11 protein-coding genes are annotated in these 22,548 nt (G+C 47.9%); 4 read left to right on the top strand and 7 right to left on the bottom strand.

Annotation, left to right across the window (positions count from 1 at the left end):
- The first annotated feature begins 697 nt into the window (after window positions 1–697).
- Window positions 698–2,998: a cache domain-containing protein gene (locus QUA44_RS10195; RefSeq protein WP_333250169.1), complete on the top strand. Its 2,301-nt coding sequence runs from the start codon at window positions 698–700 to the stop codon at window positions 2,996–2,998.
- A 278-nt stretch (window positions 2,999–3,276) separates the two neighbouring features.
- On the opposite strand, the gene QUA44_RS10190 is transcribed toward QUA44_RS10195, so the two are convergent.
- Window positions 3,277–3,876 carry a cytochrome b/b6 domain-containing protein gene (locus QUA44_RS10190; RefSeq protein WP_333250171.1) on the bottom strand — a complete coding sequence of 200 codons (600 nt, stop codon included), beginning with the start codon at window positions 3,874–3,876 and terminating at the stop codon, window positions 3,277–3,279.
- Window positions 3,877–4,073: 197 nt separating this feature from the next.
- On the opposite strand from QUA44_RS10190, the gene QUA44_RS10185 reads away from it, so the two are divergent.
- On the top strand, window positions 4,074–4,649 hold the full coding sequence (locus tag QUA44_RS10185) for a manganese efflux pump MntP family protein (RefSeq protein ID WP_333250173.1): 576 nt from the start codon (window positions 4,074–4,076) through the stop codon (window positions 4,647–4,649).
- Between the two features lie 102 nt (window positions 4,650–4,751).
- Window positions 4,752–5,306 (top strand): glutathione S-transferase family protein, encoded by a 555-nt coding sequence (locus QUA44_RS10180; protein ID WP_333250175.1) that lies wholly within the window; start codon window positions 4,752–4,754, stop codon window positions 5,304–5,306.
- A gap of 84 nt (window positions 5,307–5,390) precedes the next feature.
- Here QUA44_RS10180 and QUA44_RS10175 read toward each other — a convergent pair whose 3' ends face one another.
- From QUA44_RS10175 to QUA44_RS10165, 3 genes are all read right to left on the bottom strand, one after another.
- On the bottom strand, window positions 5,391–5,528 hold the full coding sequence (locus QUA44_RS10175; RefSeq protein WP_006634808.1) for a photosystem II reaction center protein K: 138 nt from the start codon (window positions 5,526–5,528) through the stop codon (window positions 5,391–5,393).
- 63 nt (window positions 5,529–5,591) lie between these two features.
- Entirely contained in the window at window positions 5,592–6,719 is a 1,128-nt protein-coding gene (gene tgt / locus QUA44_RS10170; protein ID WP_333250177.1) for a tRNA guanosine(34) transglycosylase Tgt, read from the bottom strand.
- A 223-nt stretch (window positions 6,720–6,942) separates the two neighbouring features.
- Entirely contained in the window at window positions 6,943–7,392 is a 450-nt protein-coding gene (locus QUA44_RS10165; protein ID WP_265235369.1) for a hypothetical protein, read from the bottom strand.
- Window positions 7,393–7,651: 259 nt separating this feature from the next.
- Here QUA44_RS10165 and cobS point away from each other — a divergent pair, with 259 nt between their 5' ends.
- Window positions 7,652–8,449: an adenosylcobinamide-GDP ribazoletransferase gene (gene cobS / locus QUA44_RS10160; RefSeq protein ID WP_333250179.1), complete on the top strand. Its 798-nt coding sequence runs from the start codon at window positions 7,652–7,654 to the stop codon at window positions 8,447–8,449.
- Window positions 8,450–8,731: 282 nt separating this feature from the next.
- Here the strand turns inward: cobS and QUA44_RS10155 are convergent, their stop codons facing one another.
- The 3 genes from QUA44_RS10155 to QUA44_RS10145 all read right to left on the bottom strand — a co-directional run bounded on the left by QUA44_RS10155 (window position 8,732) and on the right by QUA44_RS10145 (window position 22,407).
- Window positions 8,732–16,012, bottom strand: a complete 7,281-nt coding sequence (locus tag QUA44_RS10155) for an amino acid adenylation domain-containing protein (protein ID WP_333250181.1) — start codon at window positions 16,010–16,012, stop codon at window positions 8,732–8,734.
- A 153-nt stretch (window positions 16,013–16,165) separates the two neighbouring features.
- Window positions 16,166–17,041, bottom strand: a complete 876-nt coding sequence (locus QUA44_RS10150) for a cupin-like domain-containing protein (protein WP_333250183.1) — start codon at window positions 17,039–17,041, stop codon at window positions 16,166–16,168.
- A gap of 284 nt (window positions 17,042–17,325) precedes the next feature.
- Complete coding sequence (locus QUA44_RS10145) at window positions 17,326–22,407, bottom strand: aminotransferase class III-fold pyridoxal phosphate-dependent enzyme (RefSeq protein WP_333250185.1); 5,082 nt, start codon at window positions 22,405–22,407, stop codon at window positions 17,326–17,328.
- Between the last annotated feature and the right edge of the window lie 141 nt (window positions 22,408–22,548).

Here is a 22,548-nt window from a genome sequence, read left to right as displayed (position 1 = left end):
TTAGGCAGGGGCTTAAATCCCCTGCCTAAAAACTTCGCACTCCCAAGTCAACTGTCAACTGTCAACTGTTAACAACCGCATAATAAGGGTTTCAAGGCAATTCGGCAATCGAACTATCAACGGAAGAGCTATGGTTTCAGAGTAGGAACTAAAAACAGTCTGGACTATTGATTAAGACACACACCAAACATCTCAACCTAAAATGTCTACTGCTCACATCACCTAAATAACATCAATTATTAACAACTGTAAAAAATAATTAAGTAGTTGATAAAAGTTTTTAATTTGTCAAAAATGTGGTATGATATTATTCCTGTTTAAGAAAGTGATATCAAATCGGATATCATCAGAATTAATATTACCCACCGCCAGGACACGGTAGCGCCGTGTCCCTACAATTAATCTGGGTAGGGAAACGGCACTGCCCTGTCCTTTATATCATAAGGAGTGCAACCGGAAACGATAGGAGCCGCTCGGCGGGAAAAAATGAAAAAATCCCCGCAATTATTGAATGCTAGTAGTTTAAGACTACTGGCCGGCGGGCGAGTAGATCGTAGGTGAGCTAAGGATTTCAATCTCACAAATTGGTCAAACCATGGGAAGCTTTGCGAGAGTAAAGTGGTGGAAATTAACTCGACTATTGCCAGCGGGATTAAAGGGCGAATACCATCTTGGGTACCAAACTGCGCTCTTAATTTTGGGGGGAACAGTTCTGGCAGCTAGCATCACTGGTTGTATTAGCTATCAAAGCGTTCACCGCTTGATTATCACCAAAAGCGAGCGAAATGCTTTGTTAGAAGTTAGGGAGCGGGCTAACAAGATCGATCGCTGGCTCGGCACTAGAAAGGCTGAGATCGAAATCCTCGCCAACACTACTCCCGTTCGTTCGATGAATTGGTCAGTGGCAGAGCCTTATTTAAAATCCGAAGTAAATCGACTGCAAGAATTCCAGCACTTCGCATTAATTGAACCCGACGGTTCTTATTTCACCACAAAAGTCGGCAGAGCGTTGATTAATGTGAGCGACCGCCAACACTTTAAAAAGGCAATGGCTGGGGAAGTCTATGTTTCAGATCCTACCATTTCTCGAACGCTCAAAGGACAAAGTATTGTTCCCATTTCGGGTCCGGTGTGGTCAAATTCGGCAAATTCTATTGATAAAACAGCACAAAAGCCGATCGGAGTAATGAACGGCGTCATTAGCATCGACCGAATTGCCCAAGTAGTAAGAAATCTGGAATATGGCCCTGGGACTTACGCTTTTGTTCTCAATTCTCAAGGAGTGCCGATTGTGCATCCCGACGCTCGATTAATCGGAAATATCGACAATTCTGCTCCCAGTCTTTTAGAGTCCGCAGATGCTAATTTGGCAAATGTAGCCCGGGAGATGGTTTATCAAAAAACGGGCATTGTGCTGACTCAAATCAACGACGCCAGAGTTTATGTTGCCTATCTTCCTTTAGAACAAGCTGAATGGTCGATCGCCCTCGTAATTCCCCGCGACAATCTCGAAAAAGAACTCCTTCCTTTCAAGATACTAGCAGTAGCCGCCGGCGTACTTGCCGCCGCAGCTATTTTGGCAGCAATTGTGGCGCTCAAGCTGTTTGCCCTAAATTGCATTCGCAGTCGCACAGAAGGCCTTCTCCACCGCTTGACCGGCCGCATTCGCGCTTCCTTGCACCTCGATCGCATCCTCCAAACTACAGTAGACGAACTCGGTACTTTACTGAAGCTTGATCGAGCAATTTTCGCATGGTACGACCCCCGACAAGATACTTTAGAATTTGGCTGGGAATATTGCCGGGAAGGTTTGCCGGCGGGTTTGGGAATCTTTGGTGTTCCAGGTGAGCCCTCTGGAGATTTAGCTGCACGGCTTCACCGCTGCGAAACGATACTGCTACATAAAACCGCCGCCCCTGATACCACAGCGTCTGAGGAACACGCCTATATCGAACTCACAAATAGTCACTACGCAGCAGTACCCGTACTAACTCAGAATCATCGGCTTGGATATCTGTTCGCCTGTGCAAATCGGCGGTTTGCGACTCCCGACGAAGTGGAAGTTTTGGAAGCAATTGCAGACTCGCTGGCGATCGCAATTTCCCAATCCCAACTCCAAGGGCAAATTCAAGAAGAACTCAAACTTTTGGAAGAAGTATTAGCCAAACTCAGAATCACCGAAGAGCATTTAGTACAAAGCGAAAAAATTACAATAGTGGGTCAACTAGCCGCCGAAGTTGCCCAGCAAATTAATAACCCGATTAACTTTATTTACGGCCGCCTGATTCACCTCAACGATTATATCAAAGATTTGCTCCATATAATTCGCCTCTATCGAGAACAATATCCCGAACCTGTGCCAAGAATTGCCAAAAAAATAGAGACTTGCGACTTAGATTTTATCAGCCAAGAGTTGCCGCAAATCCTCAATTTTTTGAAAACAGGAGCCGATGGCATTCGCCAGATAGTCCTGGCTTTGCGAAAATTTTCACTTCCTGACGAAGCCAACAAAGAACACGCCAACCTAAATGAAAGTATCGACAATATTTTGCTGTTGCTAGCGAGCCGGCTGGAGCAAAAAATATTAGTAGTCAAGGAGTACCACAACCTGCCACCAATTTTGTGTTATCCCGGTCAACTGAGCCAGGTATTCGCGAGCCTAATCAGCAATGCTATAGATGCAGTTAAAAGTATTGATAACTCGGCTCAAATTATTACAATCAAAACCGATATTGTCGAGGAATATACAGGCAGATTTATTGTTGTATCGATCGCCCACAATGGATCTATAATTCCACCGGAAATTCAACCCAGAATATTTGACCAGTGCCATACTAAATCCTTTAAAAATTTTGCAGGGCTGGAGTTGTCGGTTTGCTATAAAATTATTGTAGAATTGCACGGCGGCCGCCTTACAGTTGAATCTCCAGTGCAACCTAAAATTAAATCTCAAACTGGGGGCGGTGCTGAGTTTATGGTAAAATTGCCGATCTTTTGATATCGCATTTTGCCACCAGGGAAACCCGTCGCAAATCTTGCTAGCAAGCAGCGCGAAAAGCTTAATTTCGATTTGTAGTGAGGACTTTAGTCGTCATAAAAAAGAGGGCTGAATTCCTCACTACAAAGCTAATGATCATTTGTTAACAAAAATTGATAGGATAGGATTAGGGAAATAATAAAGGTGCAACCACAGCAAACAACCAGCCTCCCATTACCAAGACTTCCCCAACAATTAATAAAATATTTCTGTTCATTTTCAAATTAAGCATTTTCACATTAAGAGCGATCAACCAAAGAGCGAATTTTCTTCCACCAAGCAGTCGGCGAATCTTCCGGGCGATATGCGGCATCAAACATCGACAAAATTAGCGGCAAACCCCCCACCTTCGCACTCATCAACAAGTGCATTGCCAGACAAAATACCAATACCACCCAACCAGAAGCGTGTAAATAATACCAAACCTGCGTCAATTCCCCAGCCGGCAGCCATTCTTCCTTAACCATACTGCCAGAAGCGATCGCCCAAGTCAGTGCCAGCAACATCAACGTATTCACAATCCGGTGCAAACTGTACCACCAAATCGGTTTTCCCAACTGCGTTAGTTTCCCAAAAGAATCCGGCTGCACCAAGCGTTTTTGACCTGCGTGGAAACTATACAATGCAAAAGCCGGCATTATTCCTAACAGCAACATCTTGCCAAAAGTGCCGTGAATCCCGATAATATCTGCAATCTCAGGCACGGGTACTTTGCCAAACCGCCCATCGTAGGTGTTGTAAACCACAAATGCGCTCAAAATTGCTAAAAGGGCGATCGCAGCATTAACACCGTGCAGTAACCTGAGCAGCAGTGGCTGGTACAATCTAGATTGCGGCATCGTTAATTGTGCTAGTTGATAAATAATCTTTTACATAATACAGCTAAGCACAGATTTTTTCAACCCTGGCCAATTGTGAAATAAATGTGAGAATAAAATGAAAAAATTATGATAAAAACGCAATATTATCAAAGTTTAGTGTAAACTAAAATTGTCAAGAGGAACACTTTGTTTATAACACCGAACACTTTACAAAAATGGATGCAGCCACTACCATCTTACTTTCCTTGGGACTAGCAGCAGATGCTTTTGCTGTCGCTGTTTCCAGCGGTTTAGCAATCAAACACATGAAGGTGAATAAAGCTTTAAAAATTGCCTTATTTTTCGGAGGTTTTCAAGCTTTAATGCCCGTCCTAGGATGGTTGATCGGTCTTAGTTTTAGTTTTTGGATAACACCGATCGACCATTGGATAGCTTTTGGACTTTTGAGTTTCATTGGCGGGAGAATGATTTATGAATCGCTGCAAAGCGAAGAAAGCGAGAAAAAGTTCAATCCCTTAGATACAGGGACTTTGATAACGCTGTCGGTAGCGACGAGTATCGATGCCCTCGCAGTTGGCCTCGGATTTGCTGTCCTGAAAGATTCTATTGTTCTTGCGGTGACTGCGATCGGATTTATTACTTTCTTTTTAGCCTTTGCAGGCGTGTTTATCGGGCACAAGTGCGGCAACTTGTTTGCTAATAAGATTGAGATTTTGGGCGGAGCAATTTTGATTTTTATTGGCAGCAGAATCTTGTTTCTGCACTTGACAGAAGTGCCATTAGTCAGTTGACAGTTGACAGTTGACAGTTGTCAGTTGATAGTTGACAGTTGATGGTTGATGGTTGACCAAAAATGCTATAACAGCAATATTGCGTTAAAGGATAAAAATTCCGTGCTGAAACTTTATGGCGGAGCCCGCAGCAGGGCGTCAATAGTCCAGTGGTATCTAGAAGAAATAGCGGTTCCCTACGAATTCGTCATGCTGGATATGCAAGCAGGGGCACACTTGCAGCCAGAGTATCTCGAAATTAACCCGATCGGCAAAGTACCCGCGATCGCCGACGGAGATTTTAAACTTTGGGAATCCGGCGCAATTCTGCTGTATTTAGCTCAAAAATATGGTAAAATGCCAGACACTTTGGAGCAGCAAGCTCAAATCGTGCAGTGGGTCATGTTTGCTAACGCCACCCTCGGGCCGGGAATATTTACAGAAGCAAGTCGCGATCGCGAAACTCCCAAGTTGTTAAAACCGTTAAATGAAATCTTCGAGAAACAGCCGTTTTTAATGGGTGATGAATTTGGCGTCGCCGACGCAGCAGTCGGGTCAATTTTAGCCTACATTCCGATGATGCTAAAACTAGACCTCAGTGCTTATCCGGCCGTTGTAGATTACATCAAGCGGATCTCAGAAAGACCGGCATTCAAAAGTGCGATCGGCGGTAGCTGAAGTCAGAAAAAACAACGAAACAAAACTTAATAGCTAAAAGCAGGGGCAATGTGTGAATTGCCCCTGCTTTTGAGGAAATCAAACTTATCTAAATCCGACAGCCGCCTGCCAAACAAAAGCCAGCAGCAAGAAAAATACGGGAATGACCGGCAAAACATTAACCAAAGGCTCAAAAATCGAATAAGCTTCGGGCAGTTTTGCTAAGAGTAATGCAGCTTCCATGAATCAACCTACCTATCCAACAGAATTTTCATAATTGTCGCATATCTTCACCCAAGGCAATCATTATCGATCGACACTCGGTGTCAGCCAGTAGGCAAACTCTTCGGTAAATCGATCGGCCAAAATCGCCTCCCGCATTTTTCCAGTAAAGCGAATCAACTCCGTGACGTTGTGCAGCGCCAGCAAAGTATAGCTGAGTGCCTCCTTCGCCCGCGCCAAATGGGCCAAATAAGCCCGACTGAATTTTTGGCAGGTATAGCAAGGACAAGACTCATCCAGGGGAGCAAAATCCTCCCGAAACCGAGCATTTTTCAAATTCCAGCGTTCCCCGCGCACAAAAGCCGTCCCGTGGCGGCCCAGCCGAGTCGGAATCACGCAGTCAAACATATCTACGCCACTCGCTACAGCCAGCGCCATTTCCCGATAGGTGCCAATTCCCATCAAATAACGAGGTTTATTTGCCGGCAACAGGGGCGCAGTAACTCTCACAATCTCTGCGATCAAATCCCCCGATTCCCCGACGCTAACCCCGCCGATCGCATAACCGGGCAAATCTAAGTCTACCAACTGGTTCGCCGCGCGCGATCGCAAATCGGGGAAAACACCCCCCTGCACGATGCCGAACAAAGCTTGATCCGGGCGCGAGTGAGCCTGCATACAGCGCTGCAGCCAGCGGTAAGTGCGATTTGTCGCCGCCTCCACCTCGTCCCGTGTAGCGGGGTAAGGCGGACACTCATCAAAGGCCATAATCACGTCAGCGCCCAACTCGTTCTGAATCTCGATCGACTTTTCCGGCGTTAAATTAATGATGCGGCCGTCGCGAGGAGCTCGAAAAGTCACCCCATTCTCAGAAATAGTCCGCATTTGGCTCAAGCTAAACACCTGAAAGCCGCCCGAATCCGTCAGAATCGGGCCCGGCCAAGCCATAAATTTGTGCAATCCGCCAGCGCCTGCGACAATTCGTTCCCCCGGCTGCAAGTGCAAATGATAAGTATTCGCCAAAACCATTTGAGAACCTGCGTCTTCAAGATGTGCCGGGGTCAAGGTTTTGACATTAGCCAGCGTCCCCACGGGCATAAATTTAGGCGTTTCCACAATACCGTGGGGAGTGGTAAAAACCCCTGCACGTGCTTGAGTATGGCTGCAGTTAGCCTTACATTTAAAAGAAAATCTCCCGTTGTCTTCAGTCATTAGTCTCCGTCGATCGTTAACCGCTACTGGGCAGTCGTTGTTATCTAACCTATTCTTATGGAGATTGAGACAAAAAACCCATGACTGAGCCCAAAAACGGAGACAAGCCCGGACTTCTCTCATAGATGACCAAAAATTTTAGACCAAAATTTAATCTCCCAGATTCATCTTTCGAGTAAATCTAAAATCTAAAATCTAAAATCTAAAATCGATTGACTGACGATTAAAACGGAGAATCATCCTCATCCAATTGCAGATCCCAGTTCCCTGAGAGTACCTGATCGACAACTGCATCCAAAGCCGCAGCATCCAAATTCCGGGCGACTTGCTCTTGCAAAGGATTGGAGAGGGGAATTAAACGCAACTGTCTTCCGTCTTGAATCAGGTCAAAATAAGCACCCTCATCAGGGGACTGTTTCAGTTCTAGGTAATCAAAACTATACACGTTCAAATAAAGCGCATGGTTGGCAATCAGGGTAGAACGGTGGGGGTTGGCGAAGACTTCGAGCACGTACCCTTCGCCTTCGCTGTAAATCTTGCCATCTTGGATGTGAAGGTAGCGGACACGTCCTAAATCAAACAGCAATCTTTTGATATCGCGCTTGTTGACGACAATGCCTGTATCGATGATGCAAGGAGCAACTACCCTGTTATTCAATTGGTCGTGACTCATGGATTAAAAGCCTCTGTTGTAGTATGTTCCCGTCTTGGAAATCAGGGAGTTAGCTAGAATTCTTGGGAAGGGAAACGCGGATCTTCAGTTTAGTCATTTTAGATACGGAGCTTCGGGAGCGCTGCCGGCAGAGGTTTTCCGGGGAAAATATCTCGGACAGGAGGAATGCCCGATCCAAAAAACTAGGGTGTTACAGCTCCAATTCTGGCACACGCTAAGGGATTGACAACTGCATATCAGATGAAAAATTTTCTATCTTATGGTGGATGATAAATTGGTTCGCTCTACGATCGACTTTTTCCGGAATCAAGGCGCTGCCATTGCAGCCGCAGTCGCGTTTTATACTTGTTTGCCGGTGCCGATGTCTTGGACTTTGGAGTTTCGGGGCATTGCTCGCTTGGCTCCGGCGATCGGGCTTTTGATTGGCGGGATGCTGGGACTGGCAGATCTTGGGTTGCAGTTGTTGGGTATGCCTGCCCTGACTCGATCGGCCTTGGTGGTAGTTTTGGGCATTGCCATCACTGGCGGGCTGCACCTAGATGGAGCAATGGACGCGGCGGACGGGCTGGCTGTCCCCGACCCGGTACGCAGGCTGGAAGTGATGCGGGATAGCGTTACAGGGGCTTTTGGGGCGATGGCTGCGATCGCGATCGTCCTGCTGAAAACTGCGGCTCTTTCGGACTTGAATCACTATCGGTGGCTGGCTTTGATGGGTGTGGCGGGTTGGGGGAGGTGGGGCCAACTGGTGGCGATCGCCCGCTATCCCTATCTCCGCCCGGAGGGTAAGGGAGCTTTTCACAAAGAATCGATTTATTCTCCGTTTGATTTTATCCCAGGAGTGCTGTTGCTGCTGAGTTTGAGCGTGCTGCAAGTTGTCTTGTCGGGCGATCAGTGGCTGTTGGCAGTGGGGATGGCTTTGGGCGGAAGTGCGATCGGAATTTTTGCCGGAGCCTGGTTTAACCACCGTTTGGGCGGCCACACGGGGGATACTTACGGTGCTGTAGTCGAGTGGACGGAGGCTTTATTGCTGTGTCTTTTGGCGGCCTTGGAAGGTTAAACAGTTGACAGTTGAAAGTTGACAGTTGACAGCGAGTTTTTAGGATGGGGATTTCAACAATTAATATCAAATCCGGTAGCATCGGAATTGTAAAATCGAGTCATATAAAATCCGCCCTTAATAGTCCTGTATTCATCTCTCTCTAATCTTCCTCTGTGTTCTCAGCGCCCTCTGTGGTTAAATCATTCCGATGCAACCAGAAACGATTTGATAGTTGATAGTTCACAGCGAAAATTAGATCGGAGTTTTTGCTGTGAACTATCAACTGTCAATTGTCCAACGTTAACCTTGAGCCCGATCGACCGCAGCCTGCAATTTTTCCCCCAGTATCCGAACGTGAGGTTCTTTTAACATCCCAAGGTGGTCGCTAGGGATCTCGTGAATCTCTATTCCTCCAGCAACTACCTCGCCCCAACCCAATGCGGGATCGGCATCAAACAAGATGGCACTCTCAACCGCTTTGAAGATAGTCGCTCCACCCGAGTAAACTCCTGCTACATAGTGTCTCAATGCCTCTTCATTGAGTTCTCGATGAGTGAAGTTTTCCAGCTCGATCGGCAAGGGACGGCCGATCGCTTGGTAAAACTTAGAAGAAATCCTCCATATTTGATTAGTAATACTTTCGACTTTTCCCGCCAGATTGCTCTGAGTTTTTCGCAGAAATACACCGGGAGTCATGTGTAAAACTTTCATCGCCCGTTGACCGCGCTTTACTTGAGGCAAATTTTTAAAAGCATCCGGGCCGTAGGTATCCAACAATCCCAGCAAAGCTACCTTTTCACCTTTGGCATCAAGTTGCCTAGCTATCTCAAAAGCTACTGTCCCACCAAAAGATACTCCTAACATAAAATAAGGCCCGTGCGGCTGGAAAACTTGCATTTCTTTGATGTAATAAGCTGCCAATTCCTCAACTCGATTTGGGGGAGCCAGATTTTCATCCATAATCTGGGTAGACAGTCCCAAAATAGCCTGCGATTGCTCCAAATGATTCAGTAAAGGACGGTAAAATTCCAATCCCCTACCGAGTACGTGAATGCAGAAAAGAGGAGGTTTGTAACTCCCTGTTCCCGGTTGAATCACTACCATTGACGGAGAGGGAGACGACCATTCCGGTTCGCGGAGAATATCAGCCAATTGTTCGACTGTTGGCGATTGGAAAATTGCAGATAGTGGCAGTTTTTTGCCGAATACTTTTTCAACTTCAGCTAACAAACGCGCTGCTAACAGCGAATGCCCTCCTATCTCGAAGAAATTGTCCCTGATGCCAACTGAATTGATGCCTAAAACTTGTTCCCAAATTTGCTTCACTTGGAATTCTAATTTGTCCCGGGGGGCAACAGCAATTGTTTGATCGGGTGCAACGCTGGCAGATTGCCACTTTTGACTTGCCAAAGCGTGGCGGTCAACTTTGCCGTTGGGGTTCAAGGGCAAAGCATCGAGGAACACAAACCCAGCGGGTATCATGTAGTCTGGCAGTCTTTTTTGCAGGAAACTCCGCAGGGTATTGGCGGCGAGAATTTTGCCTGGGCCTGGGACTACATAAGCTGCGAGACATTTATTCCCTGAAGCATCTAACTGAACTGCCACAGACACTTGACTCACATCTAAATGTCCAGCCAGTACGGCCTCAATTTCTCCTATTTCAATGCGGAAGCCGCGAATCTTTACTTGATTGTCAATGCGTCCCAAATACTCGATGTTACCATCGGGCAGATAGCGGGCTAAATCCCCTGTTTTGTAAAGGTGATTTGCAGAAGGAAGAAGGCTTGAAACCGATCGCTCTTCGGCATTTTTCCATCCATCTTCTTGGTTGGCGATCAAAGGATTTGGAATGAATCTTTCGGCTGTTAAATCCGGGTGGTTGAGGTAGCCTCTGGCTAAGCCTGCACCGCCTGCATACAACTCGCCCGGAACGCCGATCGGCACTGGCTGCAAATGGCGATCGAGTATGTAAACTTGAGTATTGGCGATCGGTCTGCCGATCGGCACCGAATTGCTAATTTGACTGTCACGGGCGATCGCAAAACAGCAAGTAAAAGTCGTATTTTCTGTCGGCCCGTAACCGTTAATTAATTGGCATTTTGGAGCCTCTCTCAGCAATTTCTGGACGTGGGGAACAGATAAAACATCGCCGCCAGCCAACAGTAGACGTAAGCCCTTTAAATCCTCAATCCGCTCGTCTACCATCAAGTGAAACAGTCCGGCGGTCAGCCACAAAATTGTCACTTTATATAAACCGATCGCCTCTCCCAGCTCTGCTAAAGATGGAGTTCCTGGGGGAAAGACAACCAGTTGCGCCCCGTTAAGCAGCGCCCCCCAAATTTCCAGCGTCGAAGCGTCAAAGGAAATCGGAGCCAGTTGCAGGAAGACTTCGGCGGCGCTGAAGCTCGCATAATCGGTGTTTTTCACTAACCGCACTACCCCACGGTGGACGACGCAAACGCCTTTTGGTTTGCCTGTGGAACCGGAAGTATACATGACATAAGCCAGATTTTCCGCCTGCGCGAGATGGGCAAGATTGTCCTCACTTTGTGCGTTTATTTCCTCCCGCACCTGCTCCAAACAAACTATTTTTGCTTCAGTATCGGGCAGCTTTTCTGTTAAATGCTGTTGAGTTAACAGCACCGATAGGGCGGCATCTGACAGCATGAATTCCAGACGGTCTTGGGGATAGGCTGGGTCTAAAGGCAAGTAAGCAGAGCCGGCTTTGAGAACAGCTAAAAGCGAGACGATCGCATCCAAAGAGCGATCGAAACAAACACCGATTAAAACTTCCGGCCCAGCCCCCAAAGTTTGCAAGTAATGTGCTAATTGATTGGCCCGAGAATTTAGCTGTTGGTAAGTTAACTGTTGTTCGCCAAAAACTAAGGCTACAGCATCGGGAGTTTGCTCTGCTTGAGCCTCAAATAACTCATGTATACAAGCATCTTGAGGATAATTTGTGTCCGTGTGATTCCAATCCACTAGCAACTGCTGTTGCTCCGCTGCTGACAGCAAAGGCAACTCCGAAATTCGCCGCCGTGGATTTGTAGCAAGAGCCTCCAGTAAAATTTGAAAATGTCCAACCATCCGAGTCATGGTTGGGGTATCAAACAAATCCGTATTATATTCCAGCAACCCCTTGAGACCCGCCGCGCCCTCTTCCAAGGACAGAAGCAAATCAAACTTCGACGTCACAGTCTCAATCTCCAAAGCAGTCACAACCACACCCGGCAACTGCAATTGTTCCGTCGGAGCATTTTGCAAAACAAACATTACCTGGAACAGAGGATGATAACTGGCATTCCTGTCGGGTTGCAATTGGGCCACAACTCGCTCAAAAGGCAAATCTTGATAAGTATAAGCATCTAAAGCCACGTCCCGCACTCGCTCAATCAATTCTGCAAAGGTAGGATTCCCCGACACATCAATCCGCAATGCCAAAGTATTCACAAAAAACCCAATCAACGATTCAATATCACCGCGAGTGCGGTTCGCAATGGGGGAACCAATCACAACATTTTCCTGACCGCTGTAGCGTGACAATAAAATTGCGAAAACTGATAACAGCGTCATAAACAGAGTCGCCCCTGATTGCTGACTCAAAATGTTCAATCGCCCAGCCACTTCGGGATTGACCTGAAACAGTTCAGTGCGACCTCGGAACCTTTGCACAGAAGGGCGCGGTCGGTCAGTGGGAAGCTGCAACAGCGCCGGACATCCTGACAACTGTTGCTTCCAGTAGCGAAGTTGAGTTTCCATTACACTTTCCGTCGCCCACTGACGCTGCCAGCAAGCGAAGTCGGCATATTGGAGGGGCAGTTCCGGTAGGGGAGAAGGTTGACCTGTACTCCAAGCAATGTAGAGTGTGCTTAACTCTTGCATCAACACCCCAATTGACCAACCGTCAAACACAATGTGGTGGAATGTCACCAACAAGACATGAGATTCTGGGCCCAGTTGCAGTAGAGTCGATCGCACCAAAGGTAACTGTGTCAGGTCAAAAGTATAATTAGCTTCTGCTAGCGCTAACCGCTGCACTTCAGCATCCTGCTTAACTATCGGTAGTGCCTGCAAATCTATTACGGACAAAGTTACTGTGAGAGTGGGAGCGATCAGTTGCACAGGATCACCATCCACAGAAGGAAAAGTCGTGCGGAGACTCTCATGACGGCGCACTATTTCTATTAAACTTTGCTCCAGGGTAGCTATTTGGAGCGGCCCGACCAGGTACAGAGCGATGGGTATATTATACAAACCACTTTCCGGATCCAGTTGGTGTAGGAACCACATTCTCTGTTGAGCAAAAGACAGAGGAAATTCCTGCCGTCGGACAACCGATGGTAAAGGCGATGAAGTTTCCTCAGAATCTGACCCCCTTAACTGTTTGCTAACTTCTGTGGCTAACCCTGCTATGGTTGGGGCTAGAAATAAAGTGCGGAGTGACAAATCTACCGACAACTGATTGCCGAGGCGGAAGACGATCTGTCCTGCCATTAGTGAGTGTCCGCCTAATTCAAAGAAATTTTGGTGAATGCCAATGCGCTCAATCCCCATAACTTCGCACCAAATGCTAGCGATCGCCTCTTCTACAGAATTGCTCGGTGCCACAAAACTGCTTTCTGTTTCTGTTTCTAAAGTAGAGGGTGCTGCGGGCAAAGCGCGGCGGTCTACTTTGCCATTCGGTGTCAGGGGCATCGACTCCAGAATCACAAAAGCCGCAGGCATCATATATTCTGGCAATTTATGCTGAAGCCCATTGCGCCACGACTGCACAAGAGCTTGTTTTTGCTCAGTATTAACATTAGTTTGATTCAGCACCAAATAAGCAACAAGTCGGCGATCGCCTGGGCGGTCTTCTCTAGCAATCACTGCCACAGTTTTGACTAGCTGCTGATCTGCCAGCACTGCTTCAATTTCACCCAATTCTATGCGGAAGCCACGAATTTTTACTTGATTGTCAATACGTCCAATGTACTCAATATTCCCGTCAGGCAAATAGCGACCTAAATCGCCTGTTTTGTAAACTCGATTGGTAGTGTGAAATTTTTCACCAATCGGATTAGGAATAAATTTTTCGGCAGTCAAATCAGGGCGATTGAGATAACATCTGGCTAACCCAGCACCACTGATGTAGATTTCGCCACTGCTACCAATAGGAACCTGTTGCAAATGACTATCGAGGATGTAAATTTGGGTATTAGCAATAGGTTTGCCGATGGCCGGAGATTTATTGGTGCCGATTTCGACTAAGGCATAAGTCGAGTAGGTGGTGTCTTCCGAAGGCCCGTAGAGATTAAAGACGTACTGGATGTTTTGCTGGTAAAGCTGCTGGGCCAGTTGATTGCTGAGGGGTTCGCCGGCGAGATTGACGGTGTTAACTTGTTTTGGGATACCCATTTTCAGCAATTCTGCGATCGCCGTCGGTACTGTATTAATCAGCGTAACTTCCCCAGCCGCAGGTAAAGTGGGTAGGTGCAAAGCATTTTCAGCGAGGATGACTTTGCCACCACAACTCAGTGGCAGAAATATCTCGAAGACTGAGAGGTCAAAACAGATCGAGGTAGAAGCTAAAACGCCGCTCAATTGTTCTGGTGTAAAGACTGTTTGCGCCCAATCTACGAGAGCAACTGGACTGTGGTGTTCGATCGCTACTCCTTTGGGTCTGCCTGTTGAGCCACTGGTATAAAGAATGTAGACTAAATTGGCGGGCGAACAGCGATCGATCGGGTTTTCTGATTTCTGATCTGCGATCGCATTCCCATCTTTGTCCAGACAGACTTGATGGGCCTCCGATTTAGGAAGTTCTGCCAACAATTTCTCCTGAGTCAGCAGCACTGCCACTTGGGCATCCGAGAGCATAAACTCAATGCGTTCTTGAGGATATGCTGGGTCTAAAGGTACATAAGCACCACCGGCTTTGAGAATTCCGAATAGTGCGACAATCAGATCCAGAGAACGTTCCAGACAGATACCCACTAAAACATCTGGCCCAACTCCCAATTTTTGTAAATAGTGTGCTAGTTGATTGGCCTTGGTATTTAACTCCCGATAAGTCAGCCGCCCGGTACCAAATACCAGTGCCACTGCTTCTGGAGTGCGTTCTACTTGCGCTTCAAATAACTGGTGAAGGCATTGGTTTTCGGGATATGGTTTCTGTGTATTGTTCCAGGTAGTTAGCAATTGCTGTTCTGCTGCTGGCAACAGGGGCAATTGCCATAAAGGTTGCGTAGGATCGGCAACGATACTGAGTAATAATTGCTCGAATTCTGCTAGGTGACGGCGCACGGTTTCGGCATCAAACAGGGTTGTGTTGTACTGACACTCTAAGACGAGTTTACCGCCGGATTCCAAGGCATTGATAAATAACTCGAAATTTTCGCTACTTCTGGGATTCGAGAAATATTCGACTTGCAGGCCGTCAAATGTTAGCTGTTCACTTTTTAATCCCATATCGAGATTAAAAACTACAGAAACTAGCGGAATACGACTGGAGTCTCGCGGCAGTGTCAATGTTTTGAGCAGACTACCGAAGGAGATTTTTTGATGTTCGTAAGCATCCAACACCAACGATCGCCGATTTCGCAGATAATCAATAAACGATTTTTCTCTCTCAATGTGAGTACGTAACGGCAACAAGCTCACACAATGTCCCACAAGCTGGGTACATCCCGACACTGATTGTCCAGCAGCAGGCATCCCGACGACTAAATCGTCTTGTCCGCACAAGTCGGACAACAATATTTCAAATGCGGCCAGCATGGTAGTTAAAAAACTGCACCCAGATTTAGCCCCTAGACGTTTGAGATTTTTGACTAAAGCCGCATCCAGAGGCCAATCTTCTCGCGCTGCTTTGTAAGTCCGTATGGGGGGGCGCGGACGATCCGTGGGCAAATCTAGGATAGGAGGGGACGAGCTAAATTGTTTGAGCCAATATGCTTCATCGGCCTTCATTTCTGAACTATCGGCCTCTTGTTCCTGTAAAAATGCGTATTCGCTGAAACTTATTGATTCTGAAAGATTGGCAACAACACCTTGTTTGCGAGCTGAATAAAGAACTCCTAAATCTGGCAAAAGAACGCCCCAAGACCAGCCATCGCAAATAATGTGATGCGCGGTGAGCATCACTATGTATTCTTGCCCTTGCAGCTTGACAATTTTAGCGCGAAATAGTGGGCCGCGCACGAGGTCGAAAGATTGCCCAACTTCTTGCTGTTGCAACTGAGCGAATTGAGTTGGGCTATCACTCATCATTGACAAATCGATCAAAGGAATATCAATTTCACAAGAAGCTGCTATACAAAGTATCGTGCCATTGGGACTAAATGTCAGACGCAATGCTTCATGCCGAGCTACAAGTTCTTGAATCGAATAACGCAATGCTTCTAGATCGAGATTTCCCACCAATCGCAGGGACATTGACTCGTTGTAAGCACAATTAGCATCATCCTCCATTTGTGCAGAAATCCAGATTTCCTTTTGTGCTTCGGTCGCTGATATACACCCAGCCAACTCTCCACCTACAAACGGATCGAATTCCACAGGTGTGAAGTTTTTGTGTGATTCAAATAGTTGTTTGTTCATGGATTTTCGATGGGTTTAGATATAATTAGATCGATTTTTTTGTCATTTTACTATCTGAATTATTCTGATAGTCGCAGTATGATTTGGCTCAATTTCAGTAATTGAACTTATTAGTGGGGGCAGAATGCACCAATAAATTCAATTTCCCTGAGCTTACCGGATTCCCGTCAATTTTTCGCGAGCACTAAGCACGGCACCTGCACTTTTTAGATAGGCTTTGATCATCTTGGCTTTGAGCGAAGTTTGACCTCTGGGAATGCAACATTCGTTCGTAAAAAAGTCCCAATTTGATTCGCAAAGTTGGTCGAATGCGACGGAAATTGTTAAAGTCAGCGATCGGGCTGTGTGATACCAGCCGCAGGGGATAAACAGCGTTTCACCGGCTGATATTGTAATTGTTGTTGGCGTAGCTTCAGCCAAAAGCGGATATTTTTTTAAGTCGGGATTGTGATGGTTTTCAATCTCAGATAGCCAAGGAGCACCGGGTTTTGGGTAAAGATATTTTTGCTGTTCCGGCGGAAAGATTGTAAATTCTTTTTCCCCGTAAACTTGATTTATATACGCATAGAGTCCGAGAAAATCGTAGTGCAAATAAGGAAACGATCCGCCCGGCCCGCCGAAGAATATTTCTAAGTCGTACAAATCATTCAGCAGCATATTCGGGATTAATGGGCTGTGAGTGCGATCGGGTTGGGCAATACTCGGTCTGGGAGAAATATCAGGCTCTAAATCGGCAAAATCTTTGCGGACATTGAGTTTAAAAGGATAGGGAGCCGGATTTTCTTTTGTGGATTTTTTTAGCAAGTCGAACAATTTTGCGAGGGTGTAAATCTTGCCACCTATTTCTATTTCGCGATCGCCAAAATTTTCTTGGAAATAATCGGGCGTAAATTTTGTTAGGGCGGGCCAATTTTTGGATAAATCTGTGAAAATAACTGGTTTCCCCGGATTGCGGTACTCACTGACAAATTCCTGGTGAGTCAGGCCTGTGCGGCGGTCTATTTGAAGAGTTTTTGCTATTTGGAGCATTTGGGTTTTTCCTGTGTTGCTTATCAGATATCAAACGGTTTGTAGTGCGAACTTTAGTCCGACTCTGGGAGTGGACTGAAGTCCACACTACGAACGAAAACTATTTTCTATTTGTAATTTTTTTTGGGATTGCGATCGATCTACCGCAATAATATTGGTTCGTACTGCGGACTTGAATCCGCAGTATAAGAACGGACGGTCGTCCGCACTACGAACCTTTTTTGGGGATTGTTCAATTGTTGGTACACCAACCCCCTAGGGAATTTAATTGCCAACTTTAACAATCAATTCGATAAATTATCTCCTACTTGTAAATGTTTGCCGGGGCGATCTGGATCTGCTACGTACCAAGCGGGATTGCCGTTAGGATCTCGCCCTAATTTCGCACCGGGTACGGGAGCATTGTTGGCGAAAGCGGTTGAGGACTTTCCTCCATTAATATTACTGTGATTGTGGAATTCGATCGCCCTCACAGTTTCCCCCGATCCACCGGCTAAAAATCCGGCTGACTGCAATTCGGCAATACTGTTTTTAAATGCCTCCTTGATAAAAGCAATATCTGCGTCGGAATGGGCTAGGGTCAGGAAACACGGGCGGTGATCCCAAATGTGAATGCCTTTTTCCCGCAGCGAATAGAACAGCAGTTCTCCATGAGCAAAATCTTGCGGGTAGGTGATTTTGAACAGGGAACCAAAGTTTTTAACCGTGAAAGGTGCTTGTTCGCGATCGAACATGGCGTTCAATTCTGCAACGAATTTGTCGGTTTTGGCATTGAGATCGCGCTGCAATGAAGGCCCGCCGCGCTTCAAATATTCTAGGGATGCCTTGGCCGCTGCTAAAGTCAGGGGATGGCGCACAAAAGTCCCTGCAAAATAGGTAACGCCTACTTCCGGGAACGAGTCGTCGCCGAACTGCCAAAAACCGCCGTCTAAAGCGTCCATCCAGGCTGATTTGCCCGCGATTACCCCGATCGACATCCCGCCGCCGACGACTTTGCCGTAGGTGCCGATATCCGCTTGTACGCCGAAATATTCTTGGGCGCCGCCCGGTGCAACTCGGAATCCGGTAATCACTTCGTCCATAATGAAGGCGCAACCGGCTTGCTCGGTAATTCGGCGCACTTCGTGGAGGAATTCTCGCGGTTGCCAGTCGGGGCGGCGGCTTTGTACCGGTTCTACCATGATGGCTGCAAAATCGCCCGCCCGCGCTTTGAGGATTTCCAGGGATTCGGGTTCGCCGTAGTCCAGGATCAGGGTATTGTCAACGGCGGATTGGGGAATTCCCGGTGCTCCTGGGAGCGATCGCAATTTCTTAGTCCCCCGCACGATTACTTCGTCGAAAATTCCGTGATAGTCTCCGGTAAACGTGACGATCGTACTGTTGCCGGTGACGGTGCGCGCGAGTCGCATTGCACCCAAAACTGCCTCAGAACCGGTATTGCAGAAGGCCACGCGATCGTGCTTGGTCATTTCGCACACGAGTTCGGCGACTTCCCCTGCTAGCGGTGTTTGCGGCCCGATTTCATACCCGCGCTGCATTTGGGCGGCGATCGCTTCTGTAATAAATGAAGGCGAATATCCGAAAAAGTTCGACCCGAAACCGTTGGTTAAATCGACATACTCGTTACCGTCTTCATCCCAAAGTTTAGAACCGGACGATCGCCCCACCACGATCGGATAAACCAACTCTTTCATCGTCCGGTTAAAGCCGGAAACTACGCGCGGATCGGCGAGGTGGTGGCGGTGAGTCTGAGCGTACTGTTTCGATTTTTGGGTTCGCGCCGTGTACCGCTTGACAAATGTTTCTAAATATGATTTTTGCGATGGAGTTAAGGCACCGCGATCGGATGTGTCGATGCGGGCGGCCGCGCCGAATACTTTTTTGGGTTCGGCTGTGGGTTCGGCGGATGGTGCAGGTTGGGCGATTGGGGCGATCGTGCTGCCGTTATTGTGGGATTGCGGGATCTGTTGCACCGGTGCGGGGGGCTGCACCATTTGAGGTGGGGCTGTCGGTGTCGGCTGTGCGGGAACACCGCCACCTAACAATTCTAGGTGTCGCGACATAATCTGCAACTGCTGGCCGATCAAGTATTCGAGGTTGCTCGACTGTAAGGGTTGCAAGAGGTGAGGTTGCGGGGCGGGCAGATTTACCGGGGCGCTGGCTGCGATTGGTGCGGCAATTGGTGCTGCAATTGGTGCGGCCATTGGTGCAGGAATTGGTGCGGCAATTGGTGCTGCAATTGGTGCTGCAATTGGTGCGGGCAAAACTTCCGGCGGCAAAGATCCGTCGATAAATTCAGATAAAGTTTCGAGACTGGGGAAAGTTTCTAGTAGCTGGCGGAAGGTAATTTTAACCTTAAATTCTTTTTGCAGGTTCAGCGCTACTTGAGTCAAAGATAGAGAATCTAAACCCATTTCTAAAAAGGTCATATCGTCGCTGACGCTGCCTAAATCTTCACCAGAAGTTTCTTCTAAGATATTTTTGATTTGGGGAATGAGTCTTTCCTTGCGAGCTGGTTGTTGGGTTGCGACTTGTGAATTTGACATTGGTAATGAGTTGATAGTTGTTAGTTGGGCATCGGGAATTGGGGATTGGGCATCGGGAATTGGGGATTGGGCATCGGGAATTGGGAGTTGGGAATTCTCCCCGTCTCCCCCTCTCCCACTCTCCCCCTCTCCCCGTCTCCCCGTCTCCCCCTCTCTCCGCATGGGTTCTATCCAGAAGCGTTTGCTTTCAAAAGGATAAGTTGGCAAGGGAAGGCGATCGCGCGTTTCCTCCTGATAAAAACTCTGCCAGTCGATCGCCACTCCGCAGAGCCAAAGCTGTCCGACTGCGCTTAACAAAGCAGTCCATTCAGCATTGTTATCTGGATTATCGGTTAGAGAAGAAATAGCAACTTGCTGTTTCAAATCCTTCGATTGTTTGCGAGCCAAAGTAGCAGCCGTTGTTCTCGGCCCGACTTCCAAAAGTACGCGATTCGGATCTTGCCACAGCTCTTTGATGCCGTCGGCAAAACGCACTGTCGCCCGCAAATGCCGCGCCCAATACATCGGATCTGTTGCTTGTTCTCCGGTGATCCAACTAGCAGTTACAGTCGAAACAAAGGGGATGGTTGGCGCTGACAACTGCACTTTTTTGACATATTCGGCGAATGGTTCGACGATCGAATCTACCATCGGCGAATGGAAAGCGTGGGAAGTATGCAAGTGTTTGCAAACAATCTTTTCGCTGGTTAATTGCTGTTCAAAAAGTGCGATCGCATCTGTCGGCCCAGAAACCACGCACAAATCCGGCGCATTCACCGCAGCCACTGCCAAATCCCCACTCAAACGCCCTTCGACTTGCGTCGCCGGCAACCGTACCGACAGCATCGAACCACCGGGCAAATCTTGCATCAAGCGCCCCCTCGCAGCCACCAGCATCAAGGCATCTTCCAGGGAAAACACGCCGGCGATAGTTGCCGCGACAAATTCGCCGATGCTGTGCCCGATCGCACCTTGGGGAGTTACGCCCCAACTCTGCCACAGTTGAGCCAGCGCGTACTCTACGGTAAATATTGCAGGCTGAGTCAAGAAAGTTTGGCGCAGCGACTCGGCGGCTGTCGCTTCATCGCTACCGGGATACAGCACTTCGCGCAAATCTCGGCCGAGGTGCGGCTGCAAAATTTCGGCGCAGCGATCGACCGTTTCGCGGAATAAAGGCTCAGATTCGTACAAATTCAAGCCCATATTGACGTATTGCGCGCCTTGTCCGGGAAACATGAAGATTACCGCCGGATTTCTGGCTTCGGCGCAGCGGGTTGCTGTACGCAGCGGTGGCAGGGATTCGAGTAGCTGCACGGCATCGGCGCGATCGCTGCAAACGGCGAAACGGCGGTAATTGAAGGCTTGCCGCCCGACTTGCAGGGTGTAAGCAGCATCGGCGAGATCGAGCTCCGGGTTTTGGGCGAGGTGCGATCGCAAATTTGCGGTAGCTGCGTCTAAAGCAGATGGAGTTTTTGCCGACAGCAGCAGTAACTGTCGCGGGCGAGAAGAACTTGACGGTGCCAGCGCGGGCGCTTCTTCGATGACAACGTGAGCGTTGGTACCGCCGACACCAAAGGAACTGACTCCGGCTCTTCTGGGCGTTGTGCCTGCTTTCCATTCCGCAAGTTCGGCGTTGACGTAGAAGGGGCTGTTGGCAAAGTCGATCGCCGGATTCGGTGTTTCGTAGTGGAGAGTGGCGGGTATTTGTTGGTGTTTGAGGGCTAAAGCTGTTTTAATCAGCCCCGTGACTCCGGCGGCGGCGATCGTGTGTCCGAAGTTGCTTTTGACGGAGCCGATCGCGCAAAATTGTTTGGCTGAGGTTTCGCGTGCAAAAGCTTGAGTCAAAGCTGCAATTTCGATCGGATCGCCGAGGGGAGTTGCCGTGCCGTGGGTTTCGACGTAGGATATCGTTTCTGGATCTACGCCGGCCATCGCCTGGGCCATCGCGATCGCGTCTGCTTGGCCGTCTACGCTGGGCGCTGCAAAGCTGACTTTGGCCGCCCCGTCGTTATTTAAACCGACGCCGCGAATTACCGCATAAATTGTATCTCTGTCGGCGATCGCCTCTTCCAAACGCTTCAGTACCACAGCCCCGCCTGCGTTGCCGAACACCGTCCCTTCAGCCTTAGCATCGAATGGTTTGCAATGTCCGTCGCTAGAAAACATCCCCCCTTCTTGATACAAATAACCGCTATTTTGGGGAGCTGTAATCGAAATTCCGCCAGCGAGAGCTAAATCGCATTGATAGCTCATTAAGGCATAAAAAGCTTGACAAACTGCAACTAATGATGTAGAGCAAGCGGTATGGACGCTGACGCTGGGCCCTTTGAGATTGAGTTTGTAAGAAGTGCGGGTAGCGATGTAGTCTTTTTCATTTCCTACCATTACCTGAAACTCGCCCGCGCGGGAAATTATGTCCGATCGTCCGGCGATGTTGTTGGGAAAATAGGTATTGTTGCCCGTGCCGGCGTAAACTCCGATCGAACCGTTAAAAGTATTCGGATCGCAGCCGGCATTTTCTAGGGCGGCCCAAGCTATTTCTAAAAAAACGCGCTGCTGCGGGTCGGTAATTTCGGCTTCGCGGGGACTCACGCCGAAAAATGCTGCGTCAAAGCGATCGGCCCCGTCAATAATTCCTCTAGCTTTAACGTAATTCGGATCTTGTCTGAGATTGGGGTCAATACTGGGGTCTAGTTCTGCGTCGCTGAACAGCGTTGTGGACTCGACTCCGCCGCACAAATTTTGCCACAATTCATCGACACTTGCAGCACCGGGAAAGCGACCGGCCATGCCAATAATTGCAATCCCGTCAAGTTCTGAGTTTTCCTGTGAATTAGTCATAAGTAAGCCCCTATAATTAAACGTAAAATACCTAATATTCAACAGCTCGTTACATTATTTTTCTTCTGTCTATCCTCCTCTTTTAAATAACTAATAACCACTAACCACTAACCACTAACTAATGACTAATGACTAATGACT

The organism is Microcoleus sp. N9_A2, assembly GCF_036701775.1.
GTDB lineage: Bacteria > Cyanobacteriota > Cyanobacteriia > Cyanobacteriales > Microcoleaceae > Microcoleus.
The sequence above is the reverse complement of the archived record's forward strand: the minus strand, read 5'-3'. Positions and strand labels throughout refer to the sequence as shown.